General features: G+C 62.1%; 27 protein-coding genes. 6 read left to right on the forward strand and 21 right to left on the reverse strand.

Annotated elements, in window-relative coordinates:
• Positions 1 to 2: 2 nt before the first annotated feature.
• The 3 genes from DK874_RS00355 to DK874_RS00365 are packed head-to-tail and all read left to right on the forward strand — an operon-like array spanning position 3 to position 2,616.
• Positions 3 to 518, forward strand: a complete 516-nt coding sequence (locus DK874_RS00355; protein ID WP_114311581.1) for an RsmD family RNA methyltransferase — start codon at positions 3 to 5, stop codon at positions 516 to 518.
• On the forward strand, positions 519 to 1,004 hold the full coding sequence (coaD, locus tag DK874_RS00360) for a pantetheine-phosphate adenylyltransferase (RefSeq protein WP_114311583.1): 486 nt from the start codon (positions 519 to 521) through the stop codon (positions 1,002 to 1,004).
• A gap of 19 nt (positions 1,005 to 1,023) precedes the next feature.
• Positions 1,024 to 2,616, forward strand: a complete 1,593-nt coding sequence (locus tag DK874_RS00365; protein WP_114311586.1) for an aldehyde dehydrogenase family protein — start codon at positions 1,024 to 1,026, stop codon at positions 2,614 to 2,616.
• A gap of 42 nt (positions 2,617 to 2,658) precedes the next feature.
• On the opposite strand, the gene aroH is transcribed toward DK874_RS00365, so the two are convergent.
• Positions 2,659 to 3,027 (reverse strand): chorismate mutase, encoded by a 369-nt coding sequence (gene aroH, locus DK874_RS00370; protein WP_114311589.1) that lies wholly within the window; start codon positions 3,025 to 3,027, stop codon positions 2,659 to 2,661.
• Between the two features lie 68 nt (positions 3,028 to 3,095).
• Between aroH and DK874_RS00375 the strand changes: the two genes are divergently transcribed.
• On the forward strand, positions 3,096 to 3,749 hold the full coding sequence (locus tag DK874_RS00375; protein ID WP_114311703.1) for a PIG-L deacetylase family protein: 654 nt from the start codon (positions 3,096 to 3,098) through the stop codon (positions 3,747 to 3,749).
• Here the strand turns inward: DK874_RS00375 and DK874_RS00380 are convergent.
• The 14 genes from DK874_RS00380 to DK874_RS00440 all read right to left on the reverse strand — a co-directional run bounded on the left by DK874_RS00380 (position 3,637) and on the right by DK874_RS00440 (position 16,910).
• The gene (locus DK874_RS00380; protein WP_114311592.1) at positions 3,637 to 5,013 is read right to left on the reverse strand and encodes a chloride channel protein; all 1,377 of its coding nucleotides are present in this window, start codon (positions 5,011 to 5,013) and stop codon (positions 3,637 to 3,639) included. The two genes, DK874_RS00375 and DK874_RS00380, sit on opposite strands and share 113 nt — an antisense overlap.
• On the reverse strand, positions 5,013 to 5,954 hold the full coding sequence (locus DK874_RS00385) for an IS110 family RNA-guided transposase (protein WP_114311594.1): 942 nt from the start codon (positions 5,952 to 5,954) through the stop codon (positions 5,013 to 5,015). Before DK874_RS00385 ends, DK874_RS00380 begins: the two co-directional genes overlap by 1 nt.
• 282 nt (positions 5,955 to 6,236) lie before the next feature.
• On the reverse strand, positions 6,237 to 7,187 hold the full coding sequence (locus DK874_RS00390; RefSeq protein ID WP_114311596.1) for a zonular occludens toxin domain-containing protein: 951 nt from the start codon (positions 7,185 to 7,187) through the stop codon (positions 6,237 to 6,239).
• On the reverse strand, positions 7,184 to 7,615 hold the full coding sequence (locus tag DK874_RS00395; protein WP_114311598.1) for a hypothetical protein: 432 nt from the start codon (positions 7,613 to 7,615) through the stop codon (positions 7,184 to 7,186). Before DK874_RS00395 ends, DK874_RS00390 begins: the two co-directional genes overlap by 4 nt.
• A gap of 233 nt (positions 7,616 to 7,848) precedes the next feature.
• Entirely contained in the window at positions 7,849 to 8,931 is a 1,083-nt protein-coding gene (locus DK874_RS00400) for a hypothetical protein (protein ID WP_162798678.1), read from the reverse strand.
• 583 nt (positions 8,932 to 9,514) lie between these two features.
• Complete coding sequence (locus tag DK874_RS11630; RefSeq protein WP_162798679.1) at positions 9,515 to 9,655, reverse strand: hypothetical protein; 141 nt, start codon at positions 9,653 to 9,655, stop codon at positions 9,515 to 9,517.
• A gap of 311 nt (positions 9,656 to 9,966) precedes the next feature.
• Positions 9,967 to 10,269, reverse strand: a complete 303-nt coding sequence (locus DK874_RS00405) for a hypothetical protein (protein WP_114311603.1) — start codon at positions 10,267 to 10,269, stop codon at positions 9,967 to 9,969.
• 10 nt (positions 10,270 to 10,279) lie between these two features.
• Positions 10,280 to 11,644 carry a hypothetical protein gene (locus tag DK874_RS00410; RefSeq protein ID WP_114311605.1) on the reverse strand — a complete coding sequence of 455 codons (1,365 nt, stop codon included), beginning with the start codon at positions 11,642 to 11,644 and terminating at the stop codon, positions 10,280 to 10,282.
• 7 nt (positions 11,645 to 11,651) lie between these two features.
• Positions 11,652 to 12,764: an amidohydrolase family protein gene (locus DK874_RS00415; protein WP_114311607.1), complete on the reverse strand. Its 1,113-nt coding sequence runs from the start codon at positions 12,762 to 12,764 to the stop codon at positions 11,652 to 11,654.
• Positions 12,745 to 13,527 (reverse strand): GNAT family N-acetyltransferase, encoded by a 783-nt coding sequence (locus DK874_RS00420; protein ID WP_114311609.1) that lies wholly within the window; start codon positions 13,525 to 13,527, stop codon positions 12,745 to 12,747. The genes DK874_RS00415 and DK874_RS00420 overlap by 20 nt, the downstream gene beginning before the upstream one ends.
• Positions 13,500 to 14,609: an o-succinylbenzoate synthase gene (gene menC, locus DK874_RS00425; RefSeq protein ID WP_114311611.1), complete on the reverse strand. Its 1,110-nt coding sequence runs from the start codon at positions 14,607 to 14,609 to the stop codon at positions 13,500 to 13,502. Before menC ends, DK874_RS00420 begins: the two co-directional genes overlap by 28 nt.
• Positions 14,600 to 15,868 carry a serine--tRNA ligase gene (serS, locus tag DK874_RS00430; protein WP_114311613.1) on the reverse strand — a complete coding sequence of 423 codons (1,269 nt, stop codon included), beginning with the start codon at positions 15,866 to 15,868 and terminating at the stop codon, positions 14,600 to 14,602. The genes menC and serS overlap by 10 nt, the downstream gene beginning before the upstream one ends.
• A gap of 2 nt (positions 15,869 to 15,870) precedes the next feature.
• Positions 15,871 to 16,140, reverse strand: a complete 270-nt coding sequence (gatC, locus tag DK874_RS00435) for an Asp-tRNA(Asn)/Glu-tRNA(Gln) amidotransferase subunit GatC (protein WP_205387539.1) — start codon at positions 16,138 to 16,140, stop codon at positions 15,871 to 15,873.
• A gap of 26 nt (positions 16,141 to 16,166) precedes the next feature.
• Positions 16,167 to 16,910, reverse strand: coding sequence for a DUF554 domain-containing protein (locus tag DK874_RS00440; protein ID WP_114311617.1), 744 nt, complete (start codon positions 16,908 to 16,910; stop codon positions 16,167 to 16,169).
• A gap of 18 nt (positions 16,911 to 16,928) precedes the next feature.
• On the opposite strand from DK874_RS00440, the gene mnmC2 reads away from it, so the two are divergent.
• Positions 16,929 to 17,582: a tRNA (5-methylaminomethyl-2-thiouridine)(34)-methyltransferase MnmC2 gene (mnmC2, locus tag DK874_RS00445; protein WP_114311619.1), complete on the forward strand. Its 654-nt coding sequence runs from the start codon at positions 16,929 to 16,931 to the stop codon at positions 17,580 to 17,582.
• On the opposite strand, the gene DK874_RS00450 is transcribed toward mnmC2, so the two are convergent.
• Both DK874_RS00450 and DK874_RS00455 read right to left on the reverse strand, forming a co-directional pair.
• The gene (locus DK874_RS00450) at positions 17,491 to 18,672 is read right to left on the reverse strand and encodes a polysaccharide deacetylase family protein (protein WP_114311622.1); all 1,182 of its coding nucleotides are present in this window, start codon (positions 18,670 to 18,672) and stop codon (positions 17,491 to 17,493) included. The genes mnmC2 and DK874_RS00450 overlap by 92 nt on opposite strands.
• Positions 18,663 to 19,829 carry an MFS transporter gene (locus tag DK874_RS00455; protein WP_114311625.1) on the reverse strand — a complete coding sequence of 389 codons (1,167 nt, stop codon included), beginning with the start codon at positions 19,827 to 19,829 and terminating at the stop codon, positions 18,663 to 18,665. The genes DK874_RS00450 and DK874_RS00455 overlap by 10 nt, the downstream gene beginning before the upstream one ends.
• Positions 19,830 to 19,843: 14 nt before the next feature.
• Here DK874_RS00455 and DK874_RS00460 point away from each other — a divergent pair, with 14 nt between their 5' ends.
• Positions 19,844 to 20,527 (forward strand): glycosyltransferase family 2 protein, encoded by a 684-nt coding sequence (locus DK874_RS00460; protein ID WP_114311627.1) that lies wholly within the window; start codon positions 19,844 to 19,846, stop codon positions 20,525 to 20,527.
• On the opposite strand, the gene DK874_RS00465 is transcribed toward DK874_RS00460, so the two are convergent.
• Genes DK874_RS00465 through DK874_RS00480 form a run of 4 tightly spaced genes read right to left on the reverse strand, consistent with a single transcriptional unit; the run spans position 20,466 to position 24,037 of the window.
• The gene (locus DK874_RS00465; protein ID WP_114311629.1) at positions 20,466 to 21,677 is read right to left on the reverse strand and encodes a glycosyltransferase family 4 protein; all 1,212 of its coding nucleotides are present in this window, start codon (positions 21,675 to 21,677) and stop codon (positions 20,466 to 20,468) included. The two genes, DK874_RS00460 and DK874_RS00465, sit on opposite strands and share 62 nt — an antisense overlap.
• Before the next feature lie 11 nt (positions 21,678 to 21,688).
• On the reverse strand, positions 21,689 to 22,531 hold the full coding sequence (locus DK874_RS00470; RefSeq protein WP_114311632.1) for a glycosyltransferase family 2 protein: 843 nt from the start codon (positions 22,529 to 22,531) through the stop codon (positions 21,689 to 21,691).
• Positions 22,524 to 23,645, reverse strand: a complete 1,122-nt coding sequence (gene glf, locus DK874_RS00475; RefSeq protein ID WP_114311634.1) for a UDP-galactopyranose mutase — start codon at positions 23,643 to 23,645, stop codon at positions 22,524 to 22,526. The genes DK874_RS00470 and glf overlap by 8 nt, the downstream gene beginning before the upstream one ends.
• On the reverse strand, positions 23,642 to 24,037 hold the full coding sequence (locus tag DK874_RS00480; RefSeq protein ID WP_240307563.1) for a glycosyltransferase family 4 protein: 396 nt from the start codon (positions 24,035 to 24,037) through the stop codon (positions 23,642 to 23,644). Before DK874_RS00480 ends, glf begins: the two co-directional genes overlap by 4 nt.
• Positions 24,038 to 24,170 lie beyond the last annotated feature (133 nt).

Below are 24,170 nucleotides of genomic sequence, written 5' to 3' on the forward strand. Positions count from 1 at the left end.
GCGTGGTGAGGATCCTGGGCGGCAAGGCCAAGGGGGTTCCGCTGAAGGTGCCGGCTTCGGCCAGGCCCTCCCCAGTGCGCCTGAGAAAGGCCCTTTTTGACCTCCTTCGCCTCCGCTACCCCAAGCGGGGCCGGTTCCTGGACCTCTATGCCGGAAGCGGGGCGGTGGGCCTCGAGGCGGCCAGCGAGGGCTTTGAGGCTACCCTGGTGGAGAAGGACCAGGAAGCGGTGGCCCTTCTTAAGGAAAACCTCCGCCGCACCGGGCTAAGGGCTCGGATCGTTCCCCTTCCCGTGGAGGTTTTCCTGCCGGAGGCCAAGGCCCGGGGCGAGCGCTACACCGTGGCCTTCATGGCCCCTCCCTACCCCCTGGATCTCGTCCAGGCCTTCCAGGCCCTCCTGGAAAGCGGCCTGGTGGAGAAGGGAGGGCTTTATATCCTGCAACACCCTAAGGACCTGCACCTTCCCTTCGGGGAGCGGCGGGTATACGGGGAAAACGCCCTTACCCTGGTGGAGGCTTAGATGCATGTGGTCTATCCGGGAAGCTTTGACCCCCTAACCAATGGTCATCTGGACGTGATCCAGCGGGCAAGCCGCCTCTTTGAGAGGGTCACGGTGGCGGTGTTGGAAAACCCCAACAAGCGCGGGCAGTACCTCTTCACCGCCGAGGAGCGGCTCAACATCGTGCGGGAAGCCACCGCCCACCTGTCCAACGTGGAGGCCCACACCTTTTCCGGCCTTTTGGTGGATTTCGTAAAGCGGGTGGGGGCCCAAGCCATCGTCAAGGGCCTAAGGGCGGTTTCCGACTACGAGTACGAGCTCCAGATGGCCCATTTGAACCGCCAGCTCCTGCCGGGCCTGGAAACCCTTTTCATCCTGGCCGCCACCCGGTACTCCTTTGTTTCCAGCACCATGGTGAAGGAGATCGCCCGCTACGGGGGGGATGTGTCCAAGCTGGTGCCTCCGGCCACCCTCAGGGCCCTCAAGGCCAAGTTCGGCCAGGGGTAAAATCCCCTTGGAGGTAGCCATGAAGGCTTTTCCCAGTAAGTACGGGAACGCCCTGGAGTTTGGGCATCTCATCGGCGGGGAGGAGGTTTACGAAGGGGAGGTCTTGGAGAGGCGGAATCCTGCGGACCTCGAGGACCTGGTGGCCCGCTTTCCCCAAGGTACCAAGGAAACCCTAAGGAAGGCTGCCCTCAAGGCGCGGGAGGCCTTTGGGGAGTGGAGCCAGACCCCAGCCCCCGTGCGGGGACAGGTGCTCTTCAACCTGGCCAAGATTCTGGAGAGGGAGAAGCCCACCCTGACCCGGCTCATGGTGCGGGAGGTGGGGAAGACCTTCAAGGAGGCGGGCGGGGATGTGCAGGAGGCCATCGACACCGCCATCTTCTTCGCCTCCGAGGGGCGGAGGCTTTACGGCCAAACCGTGCCCAGCGAGATGCGGAACAAGGAGCTTTTTACCTTCCGCAGGCCCTTGGGCGTGGTGGGGATGATCACCGCCGGAAACTTCCCCATCGCCGTGCCCAGCTGGAAGCTGATCCCCGCGGTCCTTACGGGTAACACCGTGGTGTGGAAGCCTTCCGACGACTCCCCCACCCTTTCCTATATCTTCGTCAAGCTTTTTGAGGAGGCGGGCCTGCCCCCCGGGGTCATCAACGTGGTCTTCGGGGGCGGGAAGGACTCCACGGGCCAGTGGCTGGTGGAGCTCATGGACGAGGGCCTCCTTAACAAGTTCGCCTTCACCGGCAGCACCCAGGTGGGGCGCTGGATCGGGGAGGTGGCAGGGCGGAACCTGATCCGGCCCACCCTGGAGCTTGGAGGAAAAAATCCCTTGGTGGTGATGCGGGATGCCGACCTGGATTTGGCGGTGGAAGGCGCCTGGTGGAGTGCCTTCGCCACCGGGGGGCAGCGGTGCACCTCGGCGGGAAATATCCTCGTGGACGCACCCATTTATGACGAGTTCAAAAAGCGCTTCTTGGAAAGGACCGAGGCTACGGTGGTGGGGAACCCCCTTCTCCACCCTGAGGTCACCTATGGCCCCTTCATCAACGAGCGCCTATACCGCCGCTGGGAGGAGCATTACACCTGGGGAAAGGAGGACGGGGCCACCTTGCTCTTGGGCCAGGGGCGCATCACCCGGGAAAAGCCTTACCCCCGCTTCCGGGGTGACCCCGAGGCGGGCCTCTACGGCTGGCCTACGGTCTGGGAGGCCAGGCCCGGGATGCGCCAGTTCGCCGAGGAGATCTTCGGCCCCACCATCAACCTGGTCAAGGTGGACGGCATTGAGGAGGCCATAGAGGTGGCCAACGCCACCCCCTACGGCCTGTCCAGCGCCATCTACACCCACCACCGCCACTGGGCTTACCTCTTCAAGGTGGGCATCCGGGCGGGGATGACCAGCATCAACAACGCCACCGTGGGCGCCGAGGCCCATCTGCCCTTCGGGGGGGTTAAGGCCAGCGGCAACGGGGCCCGGGAGTCGGGTATCTGGGTCATTGAGGAGTACACCTACTGGCATGCGGTGAACGAGGAGTACTCGGGCAAGCTCCAGCTGGCCCAGATGGATACCGGCTACGTAAGCCCCAAGCCCCCCACGCCCTGGGGAGAAATCCTGGGCTTTTGAAGGCCGGGAACGCCTTCCCCTTGGTCTTGGGATTCGCTCTGACTACTGGGCGCTTTCCAGGTCGGGCCTGAGGCGCACGGCCTCCCGCAGATAGACATGGCGCACCTGGTCCTGGGGGGTGTCCGTGTTCCAAAGGGCCAGGACCCGGATCACCCGGGGCAGGCTTCCCGGGACCGGCACCTCCCGGGCGGAGAGAAGGGGGACCCGGTGCATGCCGATCTGGCGGGCGGCCTCGGCGGGGAAGGCGGAACTTAGGTCCTCCGTCACCGTGAAGATGATGGCCGCCAGCTCCTCGTGGCTCTGGATGCCGTTTGCCTCCAGCATCTTGAGAAGGAGTTCCCGGGTGGCCTGGTGGATGGCCTCCGGCGTGTCCTCCTCCACGGTGATGGCGCCTCGGATGCCCCGGACCATAGTTGGGCTCCATGCTAAGGGGTTTTCTCCCTTGGGGCAAGGAGGGTAGGCTAGGGAGCATGAACCTGATGGCGGTGTTTGCCCATCCCGACGATGAGATCGGGGCTCTGGGCACCTTGGCCCTTCACGCCCGGCGTGGGGACCGGGTGCTTTTGGTTTGGATGACCAGGGGGGAGTTGGCCAGCCAGTTCGGGGCCATGGAGGAGGCGAGGGTAGCGGAGATGCGGGAAGGGCACGGGGCCCATGTGGCCCAGCTGATCGGGGCCGAGTACCGTTTTCTCCCCTTTCGCGACACCTTTCTCACGGGGAGCCGGGAAGAGGCCCTGGCCCTGGCCCGGGTCATGGCCGAGTTTGGGCCGGATGCCGTCATCACCTGGGACCCTTGGGACGTGCACCCCGACCACCGGGCCACCCACCAGGCGGTGCTTTCTGCCCTGAAGCTTTGCCGCATCCCCAAACTGGTGGGGGAAGCGCACCGGAAGCCGGTTCGGCTGTACCACTACCCCAGGCGGGAGGTTTCCCGGCCTTATGTGTACGTGGATGTCTCCGCCACCCAGGAGGTGGCGGAGGCGGTGTTTGGCTTCTACCAGGCCTTCTACGGCTGGCCCGTTAGCCTCGAGGACTTTCGGGCCCAGCGGCGGCTTCGGGGCCGGGAGGCGGGGGTTCCCTTTGCGGAGGTGTTTCAGACGGACTCTCCTCCGGCGTGGCCGGCCCTTCCCTAAGTCCCTCCTCGGGGTCGTAGGGAGGGGTGAGGACGTAGGCCAGCACCACCGCAGGTAGGACCAGGGGCAAGGTGGCGTACCCACCCCACTCTGTCGCCAGCAAGGTGGCGGCAAAGGGAGCCCGGGCCACCCCTGCCAGCACGGCCACGCCTCCCGCCAGGGCCAGGGCTTCTGGGGGTAGGTCCAGGGGGCCTGGGAGGTGGGCCAGGAAGCTACCCAGAAGCCCGCCCAAGACCAAAGCGGGGGTATAGGGGGCGCCGTAGGCCCGGACCCCACTGGCCAAAAGGAGCAGGGCCAGCTTGGCCAGGATAAGGTAAAGGAGGGCCTTGGGTGGAATGAGGGGGGTGGTGGCCACGGCCACAAAGCCCAGGCCCGTACCCAGGGCCTCGGGGAGGAAAAGGAGGGCCAAGGCCAAGGCCAGGCCCAAGAGGCCGTGCCGCCAGGGAAAGGCCAAGGGGGAGAGGTACCTTTGCAGGAGGCGGGCGCCTTCCATCCAGAGGGTGGCCAGCATGGCGGCTGCCAGGCCCACCAGCGCCCCAGCTGGCAAGGCCCCTAGGTCCATGGGGGCGCTAAGGGGCAAGAGGGGAGTGTAGCCAAAGAAGGCCCCGTACACGGCGAAGGCCGAGAGGGCCCCGATGAGGGCTGGGGTTAGGGCCCGGGCCTCGAGGAGGAGGCTCCGGTAGAGGATCTCCGTGGCCAAAAGGGCCCCAGCTACGGGAGCGTGGAGGCTGGCCCCAAGCCCGGCGGCAAGGCCAGCAAAGGCGAGACCCCCGCCCAGACGGGGAAAGCGCCGGTCCAGGCCCCGGCCCAGCCAAAGCCCCAGCACCCCAAAGGGACCTTCCCGCCCCATGGGGGAGTAGAGGGAGAGCTGGAGCACCCCCCCTAAAACGGCCCGCAGGTGGGAGGAAGGGGGGCTTGGCCGGTCCTCCCGGGCCTGAAGCAGGAGAGCGGCAAGCCCCTGCCCCGTCCCCAGAAAGCTAGTGAGGGCGAAGAGGAAGGGAAAGAGGAAGGCGAGGGGCCAGAGGGAGGGTCCAGTGAAGGCCTGGGCCAGGCCTCCTTCCCCTGGGGGCTCGGGGGCCAGATAACCAAAGAAGAGACCAAAGGCTTCGGTCAAAACCCGAAGGAGCCCATTCAACAGAGCCACTAAAAGTCCGGCCAGGGCCCCGGTGAAGGCGCTGTAGAGGATGAGGGGGCCGGTGTGCCGGATTTCCTCATCCCAAAGGGAGGGGAGGTTGAGCTGGGGGCCGCGGCCCAAGGGGCGCATCAGACATTAACCTCCCCCTTGTCAAGCCCCCCCTTGACACACACAACCCACGCCGCACGAGCCAAGCGGTTAGCAAGGGCCACCAGAGCCACCTTTTTGGGCTTACCCCGAGCCATCAACGCTTCCACGAAAGACCTATGGAGGGACGACGACCGGTAGGCCGCCACAGCAGCCATATAGTACGCACCACGCAGACCCGGCGGACCAAAACGAGAAATACGAGACGACTGGGGCATAACGCCAGATTGAACAATCCTAGGAGTGAGCCCAGTAAAGGCCGCATATGCACGAGCCGAGCGAAAGCGTCGCAAGTCCCCAGAATAGGCGAGTATCCGTATCGCCAACACCTGACCAATCCCAGGCAAGGACATCAGAGACTCAACCCACGATGACAGAAGGTCATCCGAACCCACCACCTGAAGGGCCTCCCTCAGAACACGACGACGGAGCCCCTCCACACCAGCAGGAATATCCCGCAGAAGGTCAGCCAGCCCAGGGACAACATATTCCCACGCGTGCAAGCGGTTCAGCATACCGACATAATCAGACGTCAGACTATCCCACAAGCGGACTAAAACACCCAGGAGAACCAAAGAATCTTCGGACGGATAGTAAGGCGGTAACTGCTGCCACCTTTCAGCCACAAAGCGGGCAATCAGACGAGCATCCGCGCGATCCGTCTTAGCACGCCGGAGGAGGGAACGGCTGTAACTCTTCACCGCAAACGGATTTAGAACAACCACATGGAAACCCGCACGATAAAGGGCATAGGCAAGGGGACGATAATAGGTACCCGTGCCCTCCAAACCAACAACAGCACCAGACGGCAACCGCTGGAGCAAATCCGGAATACCCGCAGGATTAGCCACCCGGAGTACCTCACCCTCTGGACCTAGGGCGACATCAAGCCACCTGGAACCAACATCCACACCCACAAACATACGCAGAAAAGGGACGGGCACCCAAGGCACTCTTATACGCGACCGCGTAGGGCCAACATTAACCACGCCAGGGATTTAGGCCAGTCTGACGCACGACCCCAAAAGGCCAGGAGTGTACACGGCCCGCCCGCCCAAAAGGAGTATAACCCAGCCTAACGCCTTAAGCGATAGACCCCACGCCGAGGGTCATACGGACATTGACGAAAAGCCACGTACCGACAATGGCGCTTATAGGCCTTGACTTGCAAAGCTAACCTATGAGGCATACCACACACAGAACACTTAGCCGGACCAGCTGACGCGGGACCAGTCAAACGCCTCCTCATCCGCAGATAAAGAAGGTACAGGGTCCAGAGGAGAACGATTAAGAGCATGAGGAGGAGCAGACTCATGAGAAGAGACTACATCACCCCACTTCTCCCGTAAAACCTCATGGGGAGGAACCCCCCGGCGATATGCATCAGCGAGCTCGCGCATGGAGAGGAATGGCAACCCATCCGACGGACGGAAACGCCCCTGTAGGCGAGAAGCATCCCACCTCAAACCCATCCGGTCCATGATGGCACGGCGTTTAGGGTCCAGTTCCCGTTGAAGCCGGACAATGGGGGGCTCAAAAATAGCGTGGGTATCATAGCAACTAGCAGCCAGAGGGTCCAGGATAACGATGCTATTACGAGCCACGCCCTCAAACACGCCCCGGGTAGTGCGCTGCATTATGCCCAACGACTCATCCATGATAGCGGTATAGCGCAGGACAGGACGACCACGAGCCCAGGGACGAAGGAGCAGACGCAACCAAAACGGTGCCGGACGAGCCCAGAAAACATTAGCAACGAGTTCCCGCACGATTGCATCGACAGAACCATACCGCTGGGTAGCTAAATATACGTCGACGCCGACCTTCCGATGTTGCGACCAGAACGCTATCACCTCCACCGGAATCAGGTCAAACTGCCTAGACGGCAACCACATATGGGCCTCATCAAACAGGAGAACCCCATCATGGACGTTCAACAACTCAGCATAATCCCGAATCTCACGGATCATGTCAGCACGCAAGACGGCGTCACGATGCGATAACCTAGCACGCCGACGGAGCCACAGATAAACACGCTCCGGAATCAGACCGAAGTTCGCATAGACACGCCGACCCGCCTTAAGAGCCTCCAGACCCTTGATAACCAAGGCGTACGACTTGCCTGAACCGGGCACACCCACGAACGCCTCTATCATCGGCCACCCCGGATGAAGGTAATGATGCGCCAAATAGCCATTAAGCCATAAAACGTACCCCAGAGGCTAAACGCCAGGATAGCATCGGAAACGGGCAGAATACGGTCAGCAACAGAAAACGCAGGCACGATAGGGTTGATGGCATCCAACAGAACAGTAGGAACAGGAGGAAGAAGAGAAGCCAGGAAAGTCAGAAGCTTTATAGGCAACACTAGAAGGACACCCAGGATGGAAAACAGAGCAGAGATAGCCCAGGTTAAAAACTCAATAAACCAGTTCCACGCAGTAGCCAGGACGGCGTCTACGACAGACCACACCCACCGCAGAACGCCCGTAACAACAGCCCACAACCAGGCAAAAAAGCCAGCGACAGTACCGGCCAGCCACTGGAACAGCTCCAGGAGGCCCTCAACAATAGCCGCCATCATCCACCTCCCGACTAACCCCTTCCGCCCCCCACGGCCAGGGTACTGGGGGCGGGGACCCCGCCGTCAAGGGTGCAGAGCAGCCCGCGGGCTGCCCCTGCATGTCCAAACCCCGTCCTCCAACACCGGTAAACGTGCGTGATGGAGGGCAGCCCGCGGCCCAAGCCCTTGACGGCACCCCGCCCCAGAGTACCGAACAGTTAAGGGGGCGGAAGGGGAAGAAAGGGCTCATGGCATCACCCCTGGACATCCAGACCACGACGGACCATGAGGAGGACGAAGGAGAGCCACAGCAACCCCGCCAGGATGGGGCGGAACGACTCGGCCGTCTGGAAAAAGGGCGTCTCGCACGGGCTAATCGTCGCCCGGACTGGACCGAGAGGGACATCAAACGTGCACTGGGCACCCTCCCGACTCACCGATACCCGGCTCAACGCCAACACGATACCAAACGGAAACTTATCCGCTAGGACCGATTTCAACTCACGGATAGCCTGCTGCCACCGCTGAACTACCTGCTCCTCCCAGGGTTGGAGCAAACGATCCAACTCAGGCAACGGCTGGCGCTCAACCTCCCTGGTAGGGAACTCCACCTCTTTCAAACCCGGGACAGGAGGACCGCCCGGCCATTGAGAGTCCTCAGGTTGCTCCTCCGGTTCAGCCTCAGGACGGCTCTCGGGAGAGTACGGGTCCGTACCCGACTCAATTTCCTTCCAATCGGGAACGCTATCTCCATCCGTATCCTGGTTATACGGAAGCTGATACGGGAACTCATTGGGGTTACTCGGGTCGGTACCCCGCTTTATCTCGTCGGCATCCGGCCAGCCATCCCCATCCGTATCCGTAGACGGTGCTGGCCGACGACTAGGATGACTGTTGGGGTCATAGGGGTTAGTCCCTACCTGGACCTCCTCCAGCGTGGTATACCCATCCCCATCAGGGTCCGCATAGGGGTCAGGATACTCATTCGGATTATTTATGACGTCCGGCCACGGGACTCCGCGGCGATTCGCCTCCTCCCACTCCACCCAATCCGGGAACCCATCACCGTCCGTATCAATATCACGCCTAGTAAACGGGTTATCGGTCCACTGGTTAGGGTTTGGGACAGGGTCCAACTGCACGCCCGGCCATGGCTGTGCCATAGACGACGGCTCATGGGCATCCAGATAGCTCGTAACCACGTTTTTGATACCCTCAGCTGCACTGGGTTGCTGCTGCAACCACTGATCCAAATCCGGTTTGTCCTCAGACGACACCAGGACATCCTCAGCCCATGAGAGGTCCTGCAAAAACCTCTGCTGGTCCTGGGACCGCACACCGTTCACCAACGACGACCTAGGCGGCACCCAAATATAATCCTGTGCCCAAACACCCAACTGATTCTTCACATATCGGTGCGCATACGCCCTGGCATCCTCTGCAGGACACTCCACGGGTGTTTTAGACCACCCGTTAGGGCTATAGTGATCCACCCAGCCATCCGTCCTACCGGACACGTACAAGGAAAACCTAAACTTGTACTTACAGGAGTATACCGTCGACGACCCAGACCCCTGGGACACGGGATAGGCCTGATACTGGCCAGCAGCAGCCCAAACCGTGGGCGCCCAGTAATACCAATCATCCAATGGGGTACCCGTATCCCGACGCGCAATGTCATAAAACCAATGCAGAGCACCCGACACCAACGCGGCACCCAGGAGCACGCCCCCCGTCCACCGCACATATCGGCCTACCGTGGCCTGACGGCGAAACTGACGGTTAGACCACTCAATAATCTCATCCAGGGTCATGCCCTGGACCACGCCCTTCACGGCATCACGAAACTGTTGGGAGGCAAGGGCGGACCCCCCACCCAGCGAGACAGCCAATACCAGGAGGAAGATCCGCCCCCACATACTAGCCCTTGAGGAACTTCTTCGCGTAGCGCCAAGCAGCCGCAAGACCGATCGTCAACGCCAACACGGCCGCGCCTGCACCCGCGATAGCCAGAATATACTGAGTAACCGTATTAGCCACCTCTGCTGGCTCGAATCCCATACCTCACCTCCTTTCTGGACCTCCACGGGGTTAGCCCCGATTGTCCCTAGAGCCTCCTGAGCAGGTTCCGGAGGAACGCAGCCACAACACCAGCCGCAACCCCCCACCAAAAGGCCGTATAGAGCTCGGCCACATCAAACCCCTCCATAGAGCCTTCCCATGTACCGGTACGCCGCTAACAGAGCGTACGGGATACTAGCCAGACCCAGGAACCACCCGAACCATTCAACAGGGTTCACCAATCACCTCCCGACAGAAGACCCGCAATAACACCCAGCCCAAACGCAAAAACCAGCAGGCTTTGCCACAACTCAGGAGGAAGGAGCATTTTCCTTCTTACCAGGTACCACAGGAGCCACCAGCGTAGCCCCCGTCACCAACGGCCGCACCTCATTAGGACGGCCATAACCATTGGCCACCGGCAGGTCCATGTCAAGCTTGTAAATGCCCGGGAACACGCGCATGGTATCCGCCACCTCAGGCAACGCCTCTAGTTCAGCAACTGCCAGCCCCCTCTGATTCGGGTTACGAGGAGTAGAAGCTACCGTAACCCTAGCGCCATGCGTCCCGTCTTTCCGCTGAAAGATGCTCACACCCAAAACCAGAATCTGCATGCTGCACCTCCTAACCAGGAACACCACCAAACGCCCACTTTTCCGGCATCAACCCAACAGCTGCTAGTTTCCGTTGCCACGACCTCGTGTATGCCACCGATGCCTCTTTAGCCAGTCTCTCCCTTTCGTCCATATCCGAGCCCAACGCTCTGAACGCTCCTACCCACCAGTCCCGAAAGCTGACGTTAAACTTCGCCGCAGCCACTAGCGCCGTCAGAAACGCACCCATCGCCTGCTTCGCTAGCGCCACCGGATCAACCCGCCTGAACAGCCTATCCCGCACCAGTTTTCTCCTATCACCCCCCTCCCCAAAGGCCCGTTGTACACGGACCCATACAGGATCAACGGGAACATCACGCAGACGCCCATATCTGTGCGCCCTGTCCCCATCCCGCAACACCAACCACGCTCCCGTCAAATACGCCCACACGGACGGCAACGCCCACAGGAACGTATCCCAGTCCCGCAAATCTGTCCCATCGCCCTCCACAACCATCTCCCGAAGGGCCTCGGTAGTCAACTGAAACTCCACCCGGACCACTTCCCGAAGCGGCTCATCGCCAAGCTCCTCATACATAGCCAGCAAATATCTAGTGGCCGGTTTAACCGTAGCCTCAACCGATTTGGAATAGACCCTCGCCATCAATGGACCACGACCAAAAACAAATCCCGACCACTGACGACGGTACACGAATGCCGATGCCTGCTCCAGACCCTCCACCCACGACCCCGGAACCTCCAGTCGCTTTTGGGGGGGCGTGTTACTCATGGGCCCCTCCTGGGGGGCGGGCCCGGCTTCGCCGGGCTCCGCACCCCCCAGGGAGTAGAACCCCCTCACATGACTCCTGGACGTGAACCGGTGCAGGTCCTCAATCTGGAACGTCCCAGGCTCCACATCTATATCCACAAACACATCAGCACGGGATACCTGAACACGCTCAGGACGAACACCAGTAAGATTCTCAGCCGCCCTCAGCACCCACTCCACAACGGCGTTAGCATCCCTATCCGCATACAGCATGTAGGTCCCCGTGAACTCCACACGCATGGCCGGAAAGTCCCTGCGCTGCGTAGTATCCTTCACGGAGCTAAGGCGGACGAACACCAACCCCCCAAAGGACAGCTGCCAGGCATAGTGCCTAGTAGGCTGCACCACTGCCGCCTCAAACAAACGGTCATGGTCCGACGGATTCGGCAACGGAAAATAGGCATCAATCCCCCAGAAAATCGCACCCTCGGGGTCCCGACGATACAACTCCTTCAGGCTATCTAGCGTGTCCTCAATATCATCCGGCAGCTGATACGCACCGTCCGGCCAATACAGATTAACGACCAGGGTGTCTATGCCGTACCCCAGGACCCTAGGAGAGCTCATGAGTCCGTTATAAGAGGGAGTGTACCAGACTTATGGGGGTTCCCCGGGTCAGGCGGGGGGTGGGAAGGCCCAGGGCCCGGTAGCCTCCCCGGGTTAGGGCCCGGACCAGGAGCCGGGGTTCCGCCTTCCCCCAGAGGGATAGCGCCTCGTTTTTCACGTCCAGGTCAGGGCTGCTGGCCCGGGAGTCCGTGCCCAGGGCCAGCTCTACCCCGTGGCGGGCGTAAAGCCCCAAGGGGGCTTCCCCCACTTGGAGGTTCCCGTTGGACCGGGGGCATAGGACCACCTTGCTGCCCGAATCCGCCACCATCCGCACCTCTTCCTCATCCACGTGTACCCCGTGCACCAAAACGGTATCGGGCCCCAGGACACCAAGGGTCTGGAGATAGCGCACGGGGGTGAGGCCCGGGGCCTTCCAGGGGGTTCGGCTAAAGCGCCGGTACACCCCGGCCAGGGGGCCTTCCCCCGTCCTCAGGAAGGCCACCTCCTCCCGGCTTTCCGCGGCGTGGACCATGAGGGGAAGGCCCTGGGTGTGGGCGTAGTGGGCTAGTTTCTGCAGGAGGGGAGGGCTCACCGAGTAGGGGGCATGCGGGGAAAGGCCTATCCTGACCCGCCCTTCCCTCTTGCGCCAGGCTTCCACCTTGGCCCTCACCTTCTGGAACATCTCCTCCGCATCCTGGGGATCCGGGGCGAAGACCTCGTAAAAGGCTATGCCGGGCAAAGGGCTTTCCTGGAGGAGAAACTCCATCACCTCGTCCTGGAAGACGATGTCCGCAAAGGCGCCCACCCCGCTTTGCACCAGCTCCTCGAGGCCCCTTTGCGCCGCCCTAAGCTCCCGCTTTTCCCGGTGGGCCACCACGTGGGGAATGAAGCCGGAAAAGGGCCCTTGATAAAGGGGATGCAGGGAGAGATCCAGGTGGGTGTGGGCGTTCACGGGGGGTGGGAAGAGGGCTTTTCCCTTGTGGATCACCTCCGCCTGGGGAAAGCGGGCCTTTAGTTCCTCCAGGCTTCCCTGGCCCACCACCGTGCCCCCTTGCACGGCGAGGGCTCCATGGAGCATGGGGGTGCCGAAGCCGGTGTACACCACTTCGGCGGTCCAGAGCTCAGTCTTTAGCCAGAACATACCGGTTGGGGTGCCGCACAAAGTCCACCGCCCGAAAGCCCCGGGCAAAGTAGTGGCCGAGGACCTGGCGGCTGTGTTCCCGCCAGCTAAGGGCTAAGGTGGGATCCTCTTTTAGGATCCTCCCCCAGTCCTCGGGGATCTGGAAAAGGAGGCGGGGAGCCTCGAGGTCCAAGAAGGCTTCCTGGGGCCTATCCCCCTCCACCCGGTTGGCCTGGGGTAGCCCCTCTACCTCGGCTTCGGGAGGAGGGGCGTAGATGCGGGTGTAGACCCTTTCCGAAAGGAGTTCCCACTCCGCCAGGAGCCGATCCGAAGGGGCTCCAGCGTTGATGCCCGTCATGGGGCCATAGTGGTCGGGAAGGTAGGTCCTGGCCGTGGCCCCCAGCTTCCTCAGGTTGAAGTTGGCGTTCACCCCCCTCAAGGGATCAAAGGTCCAGACCACCTTCCTAATCCCCCGGACCAGGCACCAGTCCCGCTGGAAGCGCTTTAGCAGGAGGGCTGCCCCCGTGCCCCGGTAGGCTTCCAGGACCCCCAGCATGTGGGAGTGCTGGAGGGTGGGGTCCTGGGTGGGAAAGCCGAAGACGAAGCCCACCATCTTGCCTTCCCAGAAAGCCCCCGCCACCAAGCCCCCTTCGTCCTGGACGGCGATGAGAAGGCCTCTTGGCACCAGGTCGCTCTCCGCGCGGCCCCAGACCTCCCGCTGGAGCTCCACCACGGCCTCCATCTCCTCGGGTCCTCTCAGCTCGCGGACATGTACCTCTGCCATAGGGTGATCCGCTCCACCAGGGGAAGCTTCAGGTGCACGCCGATACCAGGACCCTCGGGCACAGGCATGAGGCCTTCCTCCGCCTCCAGGGCCTCTTCCACGATGTCCTCCTCCCAGTAGCGGCTGGCCGAGCTCACGTCCCCGGGCTTGGTGAAGGCGGGCAGGGTGGCCAGGTGGAGGTTGTGGGCCCGGCCTACCCCGGCCTCCAGCATCCCCCCCATCCAAAGGGGAATCCCGGCGCTTTGGGCCAGGGCATGCACCTTGAGGCTTGCTCCGTGCCCTCCAAGCCGGGCGGGTTTGATGTTGAATACCCTTCCCGCCCTAAGCTCTATGGCCTTCCTGGCCTTCTCCGGGGAGGTGAGGCTTTCGTCCAGGCAGATGGGGGTGGCAAGCTCCCCCTGGAGCCGAGCGTGGTCCAGGAGGTCGTCGTAGCCCAGGGGTTGCTCCAGGTAGTCCAGCCCAAGCTCGTCCAATCGCCGAAGCCGGTGGAGGTCCGCGAGGGTATAGGCGCTATTGGCGTCGGCGGTAAGGGTGGCCTCGGGAAAGGCCTGGCGCACCGCCTTCAGCACCTCATAGTCCCAGCCCGGTTTGACCTTGAGCTTGATGCGCCGATACCCTTGGGAAAGGTGCTTTTCCACCAGTTTCAGGGTGTCCGCCACCGTGGGCTGGATGCCCAGGGAAACCCCCACCTCCACCCTTTGCCGCACCCCTCCCAGGACCTGCCAGAGGGGTTTTCCCAGGCCCTTGGCAAAGAGGTCCCAGAAGGCCATCTCCAGGACCGCCTTGGCCATGGGGTTTCCCCGAAAAGGAGCGAGAGCCCCGTTTAAGGCCTCAGGATTGGGAAACTCCTTTCCCAGAACCTGGGGGAGGAAGACCTCCTCCAGGAGGTAGCGGGCGCTGGCCACGGTCTCCTCCCGAAAGAGGGGAAGTAGCTCCATCACCCCTTCTCCCAGGCCCTCGAGGCCCTCCCCAAAAACCCTCAAGAGGAGGATGGTCCTTTGGGTCTGCACCCCGAAGCTGGTTTCAAACCGGAACTTTAGGGGTAGCTCCAAAACCCTCAGCTCCGCCGCCTCTAGGCGCATGGCTCCAGCACCTCCTTGCCCAGGTAGGGGACCAGGGCCTTAGGCACCCGCACCCGGCCGTCTTCAAGCTGGTGGTTTTCCAAAAGCATCACCAGGATGCGGGGAGTGGCCAGGGCGGTGTTATTGAGGGTGTAGGCGTAACGCACCTTGCCCTCCCCATCCCGGTAGCGGAGGTCTGCCCGCCTGGCCTGCCAGTCCAGGAGGGCCGAGCAGGAGTGGGTTTCCCGGTAGCGCCCTTCCGAGGGCACCCAGACCTCCAGGTCCACCTGGCGCCACTTTCCCGGGCCCATGTCCCCAGTGGAAACTTCCAGGAGGCGGTAGGGAAGTTCCAGAAGCCCCAGGATCTCCTCGGCGTTTTGTAAGAGTTCCTGAAAGGCTTGATCTGAGGCCTCGAGGCTGGCCTCGGTCAGCACGTACTGCTCCACCTTGTGGAACTGGTGCACCCGCATGAGGCCGCGCACGTCCTTGCCGAAGCTTCCCGCCTCCGAGCGGAAGGCGGGGGCGTAGCCGGCGTAGCGCTTGGGAAGCTCCTCGAGCCCCAGGATCTCCCCGCTATGGAGGGCGTTTAGAACCACCTCGGCGGTGCCCGTGAGGTAGAGGTCCGTGCCGGCGATGGGCCAGACCTGGTCCCGGGCGGCCGGGAAGTGGCCGGTGCCGATAAAGGCCTTTTCCCTGGCGTAGGAGGGTAGGGTCAAGGGGGTATAGCCCTTTCGCACCATATAGTCCATGGCGAAGCGGATCAGGGCGAGCTCATAGAGGGCGAGATCCCCCTTTAGGGCGTAGGTGCGGCTTCCCGAAACCCGGCTGATCCTGGGCTCCCACCAGCCGTTTTTCTCCAGCAGGCTCACGTGGTCCAGGGGAGGGAAGGAGAAGTCCGGAGGGTTCCCCACCCGCCGGATCTCCACGTTGGCGGAGTCGTCAGGCCCCACGGGGGCCCCCGGCCAAGGGGGTAGGGGTACGTGTAGGAGAAGCTCCCAAAGCCTTGCCTCCTTTTCCCGCAAGGCCTCCTCCACCCCCTTGGCCTCCTCCGCCAAGGCCTTGCCCTGGGCGATGAGGGCAGGTCTGGCCTCAGGGGCGGCTTTGGGCACCTCCTTGGCGATACGGTTGCGCTCGGTCTGGAGGTCTTGGAGCCGGGCCTTTAGGCCCTGGACCTCAGCGTCTAAGGCCAAAAGCCCATCCAGGTCCAGGGCTACCCCTTTGAGGCGGATGGCTTCCCGATAGACCTCAGGGTTGCGGCGAAGATGCCTTAGGTCCACCATAGCTACTCCAGCACCTTGGGGACGCGGAAAAACCCTTCCTCCGCCTCCGGGGCCGCCTTTAGGGCCTCTTCCTGGGCGAGGGAAGGAAGGGGCTCATCCTCCCTCAGGTGGCCTTGGGCCTCCTCCTCCCCAGCTTCCCCCACCTGGGGAAGGGCGTCTACGAACTCCAGGATGCCCTTGAGGTCCGTGAGCAGCAAGGCCTCCTCCTCAGGGGAAAGCCGGATTTTGGCCAAGGCTTCCAGTTTGCGAAGCAGCTCAGGGGATAGCTCCATGTCCCGCATTTTACCTTGCGGAAGCCCTACGAAAGCCACTCGGCTAAGGCCCAGACCAAAGGGGCCAGGAGAAGGGCAGGGAGGAAGGAGCCCACCCGCACCTTGGTGAGGCCCAGGAGGTTGATCCCCACCCCTAGGACCATAAGCCCCCCCACCCCGGTCACCAGGAGGACCCGGGGGTCCTGGGCGGGGTCGGGGAGGACCTGGCTTAGGGTACCCGCCAGCAGGGCGATCCCTCCCTGGTAGCCCAGGATCACCAGGACGCTAAACCCCACGCCGATGCCGAAGGAGCTGGTGAGGGCGATGGCGGAAAGCCCGTCCAGGGTGGCCTTTAGGAGAAGAAGGCTGGGGTCACCCGTAAGGCCATTTTGGATGGAGCCAAGGAGGGTCATGGGCCCCACGCAGAAGAGAAGGCTTGCGGCCACAAAACCTTCGGTGAAGCTTCCGCCTCCCCGTACCGCCTGCTTGATCCTCTCCCCGATGCCCTCGAGGCCCTCCTCAATCCGCCACCACTCCCCCAAAAGCCCCCCCAGGACCAGGGCGATGAGCCCCAGGACAACCCCGTCCATGGCCCCACCCCTGGCTTTTCCCAGGGCGCCCGCCATGGAGAACCCGATGAAAAGGGTGGTGAGCCCCACCCCCTGGACCATGATGCGGGCCATGCGCTCGGGTAGCCGGCCCCGTAACAAAAGACCCAACCCCGTGCCCAGGGTCACGGTGGCGGCGTTGGTCAGGGTCCCCGAGAGCTTGTCCAGAAGGCTGAGCTCCATGGGGGGTATTCTACGGGAGTGGAGCCCCTTCTCACCCAGGATGGCACCCCTACCCTGTTCCACCCCGGCTATGGGGAGGCCTACCATCCCCGGCAGGGGGCCCTGCTCCAAGCCAGGCGGCTTTACCTGGAGAAGACCCTAACCCACCTGCACCCGGCCCCTAGGGTCCTCGAGGTGGGCCTGGGGCTTTTGGTAAACTTTCGCACCACCCTGGAAAGTGCCCTGGAAAGAGGGGTCTACCTCCGCTATCTGGCCGTGGAACGGGAGCCCCTACCCCGGGACCTTTTAGCCCAGGTGCGCCTTCCCCTCCCCCGGGCGGAGGAGGTGTTTGCCGAGATCCTCAAGGGTTGGCCTCAGGCCTGTTTCCGGGGGCCTTGGGGGGAGCTTTGCATCCTCTTTGGGGAGGTGGAGGCGCTGGAACTTCCCCGGGATTGGGCCACGGCGGTTTACCTGGACCCCTTCAGCCCTCGGGCAAACCCAGGGCCCTGGTCTTTGGCTGTTTTGCAGAAGCTTCGCCGGGCCTTGCGGCGTGGTGGGAGGCTGGCCACGTACTCTGCCCAAGGGGGCTTCCGCAGGAGCCTTAAGGCGGCAGGGTTTGCCCTTCACCGGGTGCCGGCTTTGGGGAAGCGGGAGTGGACGGTGGGAATCGCCTTAAAAGCTCCTCCCGGCTGAGGTAGGCCAGCTTGGCCCAGGAGCGGTCGGGCTTGGGCACTTCCCCCCGGTACAGCCATAGGAACCAGGCGCTGCTCAGGGTGGCCAGGAGACGGGGCCAAGGGGGAAGGGAGTGGGTCTGAAACCCAAAGAGCCTGGCTCCTTGCGCCAGGTAGCTGTATCCGTAAATCAGGCGCACCTCCGGGTCTTCTGCCACCTTTTGGGCCACCTTCTTCAGGCTCTCCCGGGCGTAGCGAATGGCCTCCAGGGGGGTAAGCTCCATGCTTCGCTGGCTTTCCAGATGTAGCTCAAAGGCCGGGGTACCGCGGGGCAGGTCTTTAAGGTTGGGCCCAGGGAAGGGTTTCTTCTCCACCCGGAATAGGTCAAAGGGACCATATCCCGCCCGTGCCACCCGGTGCCTCGTGTTGTACCGTTCCTCAAACCCTTGCAGGCCGCGGATGAGGGCCAGCCTGGGGGTGAGGGGCCTGGGGGTAAGCCCGTCCAGGGTGACCGGCTCGTATCCGAGGTGGAGCATCTGGGGCAGCACCCGTTCCAGGAGCTTGAGCGTGCGCTCTGGGCCATCGTGGAGAAGCACGATGGATCCGGGGCGCAGGTAGTAAAGCAGGCGTTCTGCCAGGGCTTCGGGAGGGAGGTCCAGCCAGTCCTTGCTTTCCAGGTCCCATAGGGCCACGCGTTTACCTAGAAGTCGAGCAAAAAGCCGGGTGAAAGGGGTGTGAAGCCCATGGGGTGGCCGGTAGTAACGGCCTGGATTTCGCCGCATGTGTTCCCATTCCAGCCAAGGTAGGAAAAGTTTCCAGGCTTGGTGCCATTCCCCGTGGTCCTCTATCTGGTGTCCTTCCCGCCTTATGGCCTCCACCCGGTCGGGTCTAGCCCTGGCCCGTTCCCCGGTCAGGAAGAAGGTGGCCTTGACCCCGTAGCGGTGCAGGAGCGCCAAGAGAGCCTCCGTCCTCTCGGAGGGGCCGTCGTCAAAGGTTAGGGCCACCTTGGGGGTGCGCCTCGAGGCGTGGGCGTAAGCCCCAAGACCCAAAAAGCGAAAGAGGAGGTCCGAGAGCCCATAGAGGAGGAGGATCAGGCCCAGGATCAGTTCCATCGCATTCTCCAGAAAAGGGTAGCGTAAAAGAGGCTAAGCAGAAAAAAGATAGCGCTACCTACCAGCAAGGGAGCCCTTATGCCGAAGGCCTCCCAGAGTATTCCCCCCACCGCCGGCCCCAGGGCTATCCCCAGGCCCTCCACGGTCATCAACCCCCCCCAGATGGCGGCCCGATTTTCCTGGGGCAGATTCTTGGCCAGGAAGCCATTCCAGCCAGGCAGGAAAAGGCTAAAGCCAAGGCCGCCCAGGGCGGCGAGCAGCAAAAGCTCCCAGGAGCTAGGGGCGAAGGCCAGGCGTGCCATCACCAAGGCCAGGAGGAGAAGCCCGCTCACCAGGGCGAAGCGGTAGCCCCGCCGGTCCACCTGCCGGCCGGTAAAGGGCAGGAGGCCGAAGGCGAGACCACCACCCAAAAGGAGGAGTCCGCCTAAGGCGATGGGCTCGAGGGCTAGCTCCTCCTTGGCAAAACGCAAGATGAACAGGGAAACCAGGGCGGGGGCGAAGGTCTGGCCGAAGGCGGCGGGAAGGAAAAGGAGAAGCCGTTGGAAGGGGTAGGGTTCCCGCGCAGTCTGGGGGATTGGGATGCGGAAGGGAAACAGACTCAAGGCGAGAAGCAGGACCACACCCTGGGCCAGGATAAGGAGGGTAAGCGCGGCTTCGGATTCCTTCTGGGCCACTTGCCCTACGCCTACCAGACCAATCCCCACCCAAGGCATCACCAAGGTCAGGGTGAAGGATAGGGCCCTGGCTTCCCGGCCAGGCACGGCGATGCGGCTGGCTAGGGTCATAAGCCCGGGGTACAGGGTGGACATGCTCATCCCCCAAAGGATGGCCAGCCCCCATAGGACCCAGCCGGCGTGGGCCGTGGGGGTAAGGAGGAGGGTGAGGAAACCTATAAAGGCAGCCAGGCTTACCGTGCGTCCGAACCCCACCCTTTCCGCCAGCAGCCCTCCAAAGGTCTTGGAAAGGTTCTCGGAGAGCTGGTGGAAGGTAAAGGCTAAGGTGAAAGTGGCAGGACCCAGCCCCAGGTGCTCTGGGGCATAGAAGGGGAGGAGGCCAGCGAAAAAGCCGCTTCGTACCCCCTCCATCAGACCTACAGCTAGGACGAGGCGTAGGAAGACGAAAAGCCCCTCCTTGGCCCACGGTAGATAGCGAAACACGCTAAAGTATACCCGTGCGCATCAGCGTGGTGATCCCGGCCCACAACGAAGAGACCCTATTGCCAGGAGCCTTGCAAGCGGTTTTGCAGCAAACCCTGCCTCCTTTTGAGGTGATCGTGGTGGACAATGCCTCCACCGACCGCACGCGGGAGGTGGCGGAGGCGCTTGGGGTACGGGTGGTGTACTGCGCCAGGAAAGGGGTGGCCTATGCCCGCCAGGCGGGACTACTGGCTGCCCGGGGGGAATGGGTGGCCATGACCGATGCCGATTCCCTGCCCCTTCCCACGTGGCTTCAGAGCCTGGCCCACCGTGCGGAAGGCGCAGTGGCCCTTTACGGACCCTTGCGCTTTTATGGGGTGTCGCCTTGGGCGGGCGTGGTTTCCGAGTGGGGCTACCGGGCCTTCCTGAACCTGATGGCCTTCTTGGGAAGACCCAACCTGGCCGGGGCCAACATGATGGTTCTGAAGGAGGCCGCCTTGAAGGTGGGAGGCTTCCCGGAGGTGGAAGCCAGGGAGGATGTGCTTTTGGGTTGGAGGCTTCGCCAGATAGGAAAAGTGCGGTATGTGCCCGAAGCCCTGGTCCTAACCTCGCCCAGAAGGTTAAAGGGGGGTTGGGGAAGGTTTTTGGCCCAACAGCTTAGAAATCTCTTGGGTGATTCTCGAGGGTACTTCGGGGAAGACGGGGGAAGGGAAAGATAAGCCTCTGGGGCTCCACCCGCAGAATCTCATTGGCTTCGTCGTACACCGCGACAATCTTCTCGGCGATTCGCTCCGCAGACCGCTCCATGGCCCAGGCCCGGGCTTGTAAGCTGAAATGCCGGCGTTTGTCCTCATCCCGCAGGAGATCCAAGGCCTTTTCCGCCAGGGCCCGGTGGTCGCCCGGAGGCACCAGGTACCCGGTTTTCCCCTCCACCACCCCCTCCAGGACCCCCTCGGCTCCCACGGCCACCACGGGTACCCCCATGGCCTGGGCCTCCCAGATGACCAGCCCCTGGGTTTCGGTCTCGCTGGCGAACAGAAAGACTTCCGCCATCCGGTAGTACCCGCCGATATATCGGTAGGGCACGGTGCCCAAGAAGCGTACCCGGTCTTCTATACCCAACTGGGCCGCCAGGCGCTTTAGGCTTTCCAGTTCCGGCCCCTCGCCTATGTGCGCCAGGAAGACGTCCTCTTCCCGGGCCATCTCAGCTACAGCCCTGAGGACCACATCAAAGGATTTTTCCTTGCCTAGCCGACCCACGGTGATGAGCCGCCTTTTGCCCTCCGGCCAGGGGGAGGGTGAGGGAAGGGGCGCTTCCTCCAGAATGCGGTTGTCAATCCCTGTGGGAATGACCCGAATGGGCCTTTGGATGCCGTAGCCCTCCGCCAAGCGCTTGACTGGCTCCGTGGGGGCGATGACCACCTCCACCCGGTTGTAAAAGGCTTTGGCGAGCCTAGGGATGATGCCCGTGTATTTGTCCAGTATGGCTAGCCCGGGAACGTAATGGGCGTACTTCTCGTAGTGGGTGTGGAAGGTGGAAACATGGGGCAGGTTTTTGTTGCGGGCGATCCTTAGGCCCCATACTCCCAGGGTTAAGGGGGTGTGGGTATGGATGAGCTCAAACTCCGTGGGCAGGTGGCGGGAAGAGGGTAGAGCGATCTGCTGCCCCTCGTAAAAGGGGTAAGCCACGGAGGGGACCCGGACCACGCCTTCTTCTCCTTCCGGAGCCTCCGGATGATGGGGAGCCACCACCCAGGCCTCGTGTCCCATTCGCCGGAGCTCCCTAAGGAGAAGGTAGACGCTGGTGGTCACTCCGTTGGGGTTGGGGAAGTAGACGTCGGTGAAGAGGCCTACGCGGTAGAGACGCATGCAAGGCTAGTTTACCAGGGAAGAGGTTTTAGGCCATCTTTTAAGCCCTTGAGGATTGTGTACCAGCCTCGCTTGCCTTGCCTGATGAGGTAGACTATGGCTTCGCCGGCAAAGTGAAGGAAAAGAAGAAATCGCCAAAATAACGGCAGGTTCTTAGAACGCATTATCCAAAGACGGTTACGAACCTGATAATAATACCGGCCGTCTTTAGAATCCGCAGGCGTGTAGATGGCAGTGGTTTTGTGGACCACTATACTAGAGGGATTGAGAAACGCGTTACCAAGGCGAAGGAAGTATTCAACGTCATCATTCCATATAAAGAATTCTTTTTTCGGCAGGCCTTTTTTAAAAATGGCTTCCCTTTTTATTAGTACCGAAACAAAACTTATCCAGACCACCTCTTTGAGTGCACATGGGGTGGGGAGAAATCTTAATTTAGACCAAGGAGAGTTCATAGGGTGGACCTTACCGTTGGTCCAGAGAACTCTACTGCCTATTGCGTTTACGGCCCTTCCTTTTTGATTCAGACAGGCTGCCGCTTCTAAGAGCTTTTCAAGAGCGGACTCTCCAGGTATGGTATCGTCATCCATCACCCATATCCAGTCATACCCTGCTTCATAAGCCCGCTTCATCCCCTCATGAAAGCCTCCGGCACCCCCCTGGTTCTCCGGCAAGGCCAGGACCTCCACCTGGGGGAATTCTTCCTTGAGCATCTCCCGGGTCCCGTCGGTGCTGGCGTTGTCCACCACCAGGACATGGTCCGGGGGGCGGGTTTGGGATAGCACTGCCTGCAAGCACTCCCGCAGGAGTTCCTTGCGGTTGTAGGTTACGATCACCGCACACACCCTATCCACGGGCCACCTCCTCAAACACCTTCAGGGCTCTTGCCACCGCCTGGTCCATATTGTAGTAGCGGTAATCGCCAAGCCTCCCGGCAAAGAGGACGGTCTTCAGCTTGGCCGCCTCCTTCTGGTAAAGCCTGAGCCGCTCCTCGTTCTCCTCCCGGGGAACCGGGTAGTAGGGCTCGTTCCTTCCCGTTTCGTAGGCCTCTGGGAACTCGTAGGCCACCGTGGTGTGGGGCAGGTAGGTTTGCCCGGTGAGGTGCTTGAACTCGGTGATCCGGGTGAAAGGCTGGTCGCCTGGGTAGTTCACCGTGGCCACCTCCTGGAACCAGGGCTTGGCATGGTGCTCCAGACGGAAGCGCAGGGAGCGGTAGGGCAGGGGGCCATGGAGGTAGCCGAAAAACTCGTCGATGGGCCCAGTGAAGATGAGGCGGTCAAAGCGCACCTCCCCCTCCACCTCCTTCCAGTCCGCCCCCAGGAGCACTTTGATGTGGGGATGGGCCAGCATCCTTTGGAAAAGGGCGGTGTACCCCTCCTTGGGCATGGCCTGATAGGTGTCCTGGAAGTAACGCTGGTCGTAGCTCACCAGCACGGGGACCCGTCCGGTGACCGTGGGGGAAAGATCCTCGGGCCTCAGGCCCCACTGCTTCAGGGTGTAGCCCTCAAAGACGTTTTTGTACACGTAATCGGCCAGAAAGCGGAGATCGGGGTCCTCCACCTCCTTGAGCTTGAGGATGGGGACCCGGGCCCCGTAGCCGAAGTGGGCGATGAGCTTTTCCTCTAACCTCTCGGCAAGCCTTTGGGAGAAAAGGGCCCGCAAAGAGGCCAGGCTGAAGGGGAGGGGGATCTCCTGGCCCTCCGCCACCGCCCGTACCCGGTGGTAGTAGGGGCGCCACTCCGTGAATCGGGAGAGATAGTCCCACACCTTTTGGCTGTTGGTGTGGAAGATATGGGGACCGTATTTGTGCACCAGGACCCCGTTTGCATCGTACTCGTCGTAAGCGTTGCCCCCCACGTGCTGGCGGCGGTCCACCACCAACACCCTCTTGCCCAGTTCCTTGGCTATGCGCTCCGCCAGGGTGGCCCCGGTGAAACCGGCACCCACGATGAGGTAGTCTATTTTCATATCTCCTCCAAAGTCTTAGAAAGCTGCTTGGCGCTAGCCTCCAGGGTGTGGTGGGCGAGGACATAGGTTCGCGCCTCTTCCCCCAGCTGTTTGGGTAGGTTCTGCAGGGCATAGGCTAGGGCGGAAGGACGAGGGGGTATGAGCAGACCTGCTTTCCCATGGCGTATTACCTCCTTCTGTGCGGGGATCGGTGTGGTTACCACGGGGAGCCCTGAGGCCATGGCCTCGAGGGTAGCCAGGCTTTGGTTCTCTCCTAAAGTGGGCAGGAGCATGGCATCCACAGCCCGGTAAAGTTCAGGCATGTCGTTGCGGCGCCCGAGACAGTGCACATTTCTTAGGTTGAGGAGGCGGGTAGTGCGCTGCCAAAGCCCCATGAGTTCCCCTGTTCCCACCAGGAGAAAGTCTACCTCCTCTTGGCCCCGGAGGAGCGGCTAGGGCGCTGTGCCCCATTCGCCGGAGCTCCCTAAGGAGAAGGTAAACGCTGGTGGTCACCCCGTTGGGGTTGGGGAAGTACACGTCGGTGAA

The organism is Thermus caldifontis (assembly GCF_003336745.1).
Lineage (GTDB): Bacteria > Deinococcota > Deinococci > Deinococcales > Thermaceae > Thermus > Thermus caldifontis.

What these genes read in the sequence shown, in the direction of transcription:
- DK874_RS00395 (WP_114311598.1), bottom strand. Translation starts at nt 7,615, where the DNA reads ATGATGGCGGCTATTGTTGAGGGCCTCCTGGAGCTGTTCCAGTGGCTG.
- coaD (WP_114311583.1), top strand. Translation starts at nt 519, where the DNA reads ATGCATGTGGTCTATCCGGGAAGCTTTGACCCCCTAACCAATGGTCAT.
- DK874_RS11630 (WP_162798679.1), bottom strand. Translation starts at nt 9,655, where the DNA reads ATGGGATTCGAGCCAGCAGAGGTGGCTAATACGGTTACTCAGTATATT.
- DK874_RS00440 (WP_114311617.1), bottom strand. Translation starts at nt 16,910, where the DNA reads ATGGAGCTCAGCCTTCTGGACAAGCTCTCGGGGACCCTGACCAACGCC.
- DK874_RS00450 (WP_114311622.1), bottom strand. Translation starts at nt 18,672, where the DNA reads ATGGAACTGATCCTGGGCCTGATCCTCCTCCTCTATGGGCTCTCGGAC.
- serS (WP_114311613.1), bottom strand. Translation starts at nt 15,868, where the DNA reads ATGGTGGACCTAAGGCATCTTCGCCGCAACCCTGAGGTCTATCGGGAA.
- DK874_RS00365 (WP_114311586.1), top strand. Translation starts at nt 1,024, where the DNA reads ATGAAGGCTTTTCCCAGTAAGTACGGGAACGCCCTGGAGTTTGGGCAT.
- DK874_RS00375 (WP_114311703.1), top strand. Translation starts at nt 3,096, where the DNA reads ATGGCGGTGTTTGCCCATCCCGACGATGAGATCGGGGCTCTGGGCACC.
- DK874_RS00410 (WP_114311605.1), bottom strand. Translation starts at nt 11,644, where the DNA reads ATGAGCTCTCCTAGGGTCCTGGGGTACGGCATAGACACCCTGGTCGTT.
- DK874_RS00420 (WP_114311609.1), bottom strand. Translation starts at nt 13,527, where the DNA reads ATGGCAGAGGTACATGTCCGCGAGCTGAGAGGACCCGAGGAGATGGAG.
- DK874_RS00390 (WP_114311596.1), bottom strand. Translation starts at nt 7,187, where the DNA reads ATGATAGAGGCGTTCGTGGGTGTGCCCGGTTCAGGCAAGTCGTACGCC.
- DK874_RS00415 (WP_114311607.1), bottom strand. Translation starts at nt 12,764, where the DNA reads ATGTTCTGGCTAAAGACTGAGCTCTGGACCGCCGAAGTGGTGTACACC.
- DK874_RS00405 (WP_114311603.1), bottom strand. Translation starts at nt 10,269, where the DNA reads ATGCAGATTCTGGTTTTGGGTGTGAGCATCTTTCAGCGGAAAGACGGG.
- aroH (WP_114311589.1), bottom strand. Translation starts at nt 3,027, where the DNA reads ATGGTCCGGGGCATCCGAGGCGCCATCACCGTGGAGGAGGACACGCCG.
- glf (WP_114311634.1), bottom strand. Translation starts at nt 23,645, where the DNA reads ATGAAAATAGACTACCTCATCGTGGGTGCCGGTTTCACCGGGGCCACC.
- menC (WP_114311611.1), bottom strand. Translation starts at nt 14,609, where the DNA reads ATGCGCCTAGAGGCGGCGGAGCTGAGGGTTTTGGAGCTACCCCTAAAG.
- DK874_RS00385 (WP_114311594.1), bottom strand. Translation starts at nt 5,954, where the DNA reads ATGTTTGTGGGTGTGGATGTTGGTTCCAGGTGGCTTGATGTCGCCCTA.
- gatC (WP_205387539.1), bottom strand. Translation starts at nt 16,140, where the DNA reads ATGGAGCTATCCCCTGAGCTGCTTCGCAAACTGGAAGCCTTGGCCAAA.
- DK874_RS00465 (WP_114311629.1), bottom strand. Translation starts at nt 21,677, where the DNA reads ATGCGTCTCTACCGCGTAGGCCTCTTCACCGACGTCTACTTCCCCAAC.
- DK874_RS00380 (WP_114311592.1), bottom strand. Translation starts at nt 5,013, where the DNA reads ATGCGCCCCTTGGGCCGCGGCCCCCAGCTCAACCTCCCCTCCCTTTGG.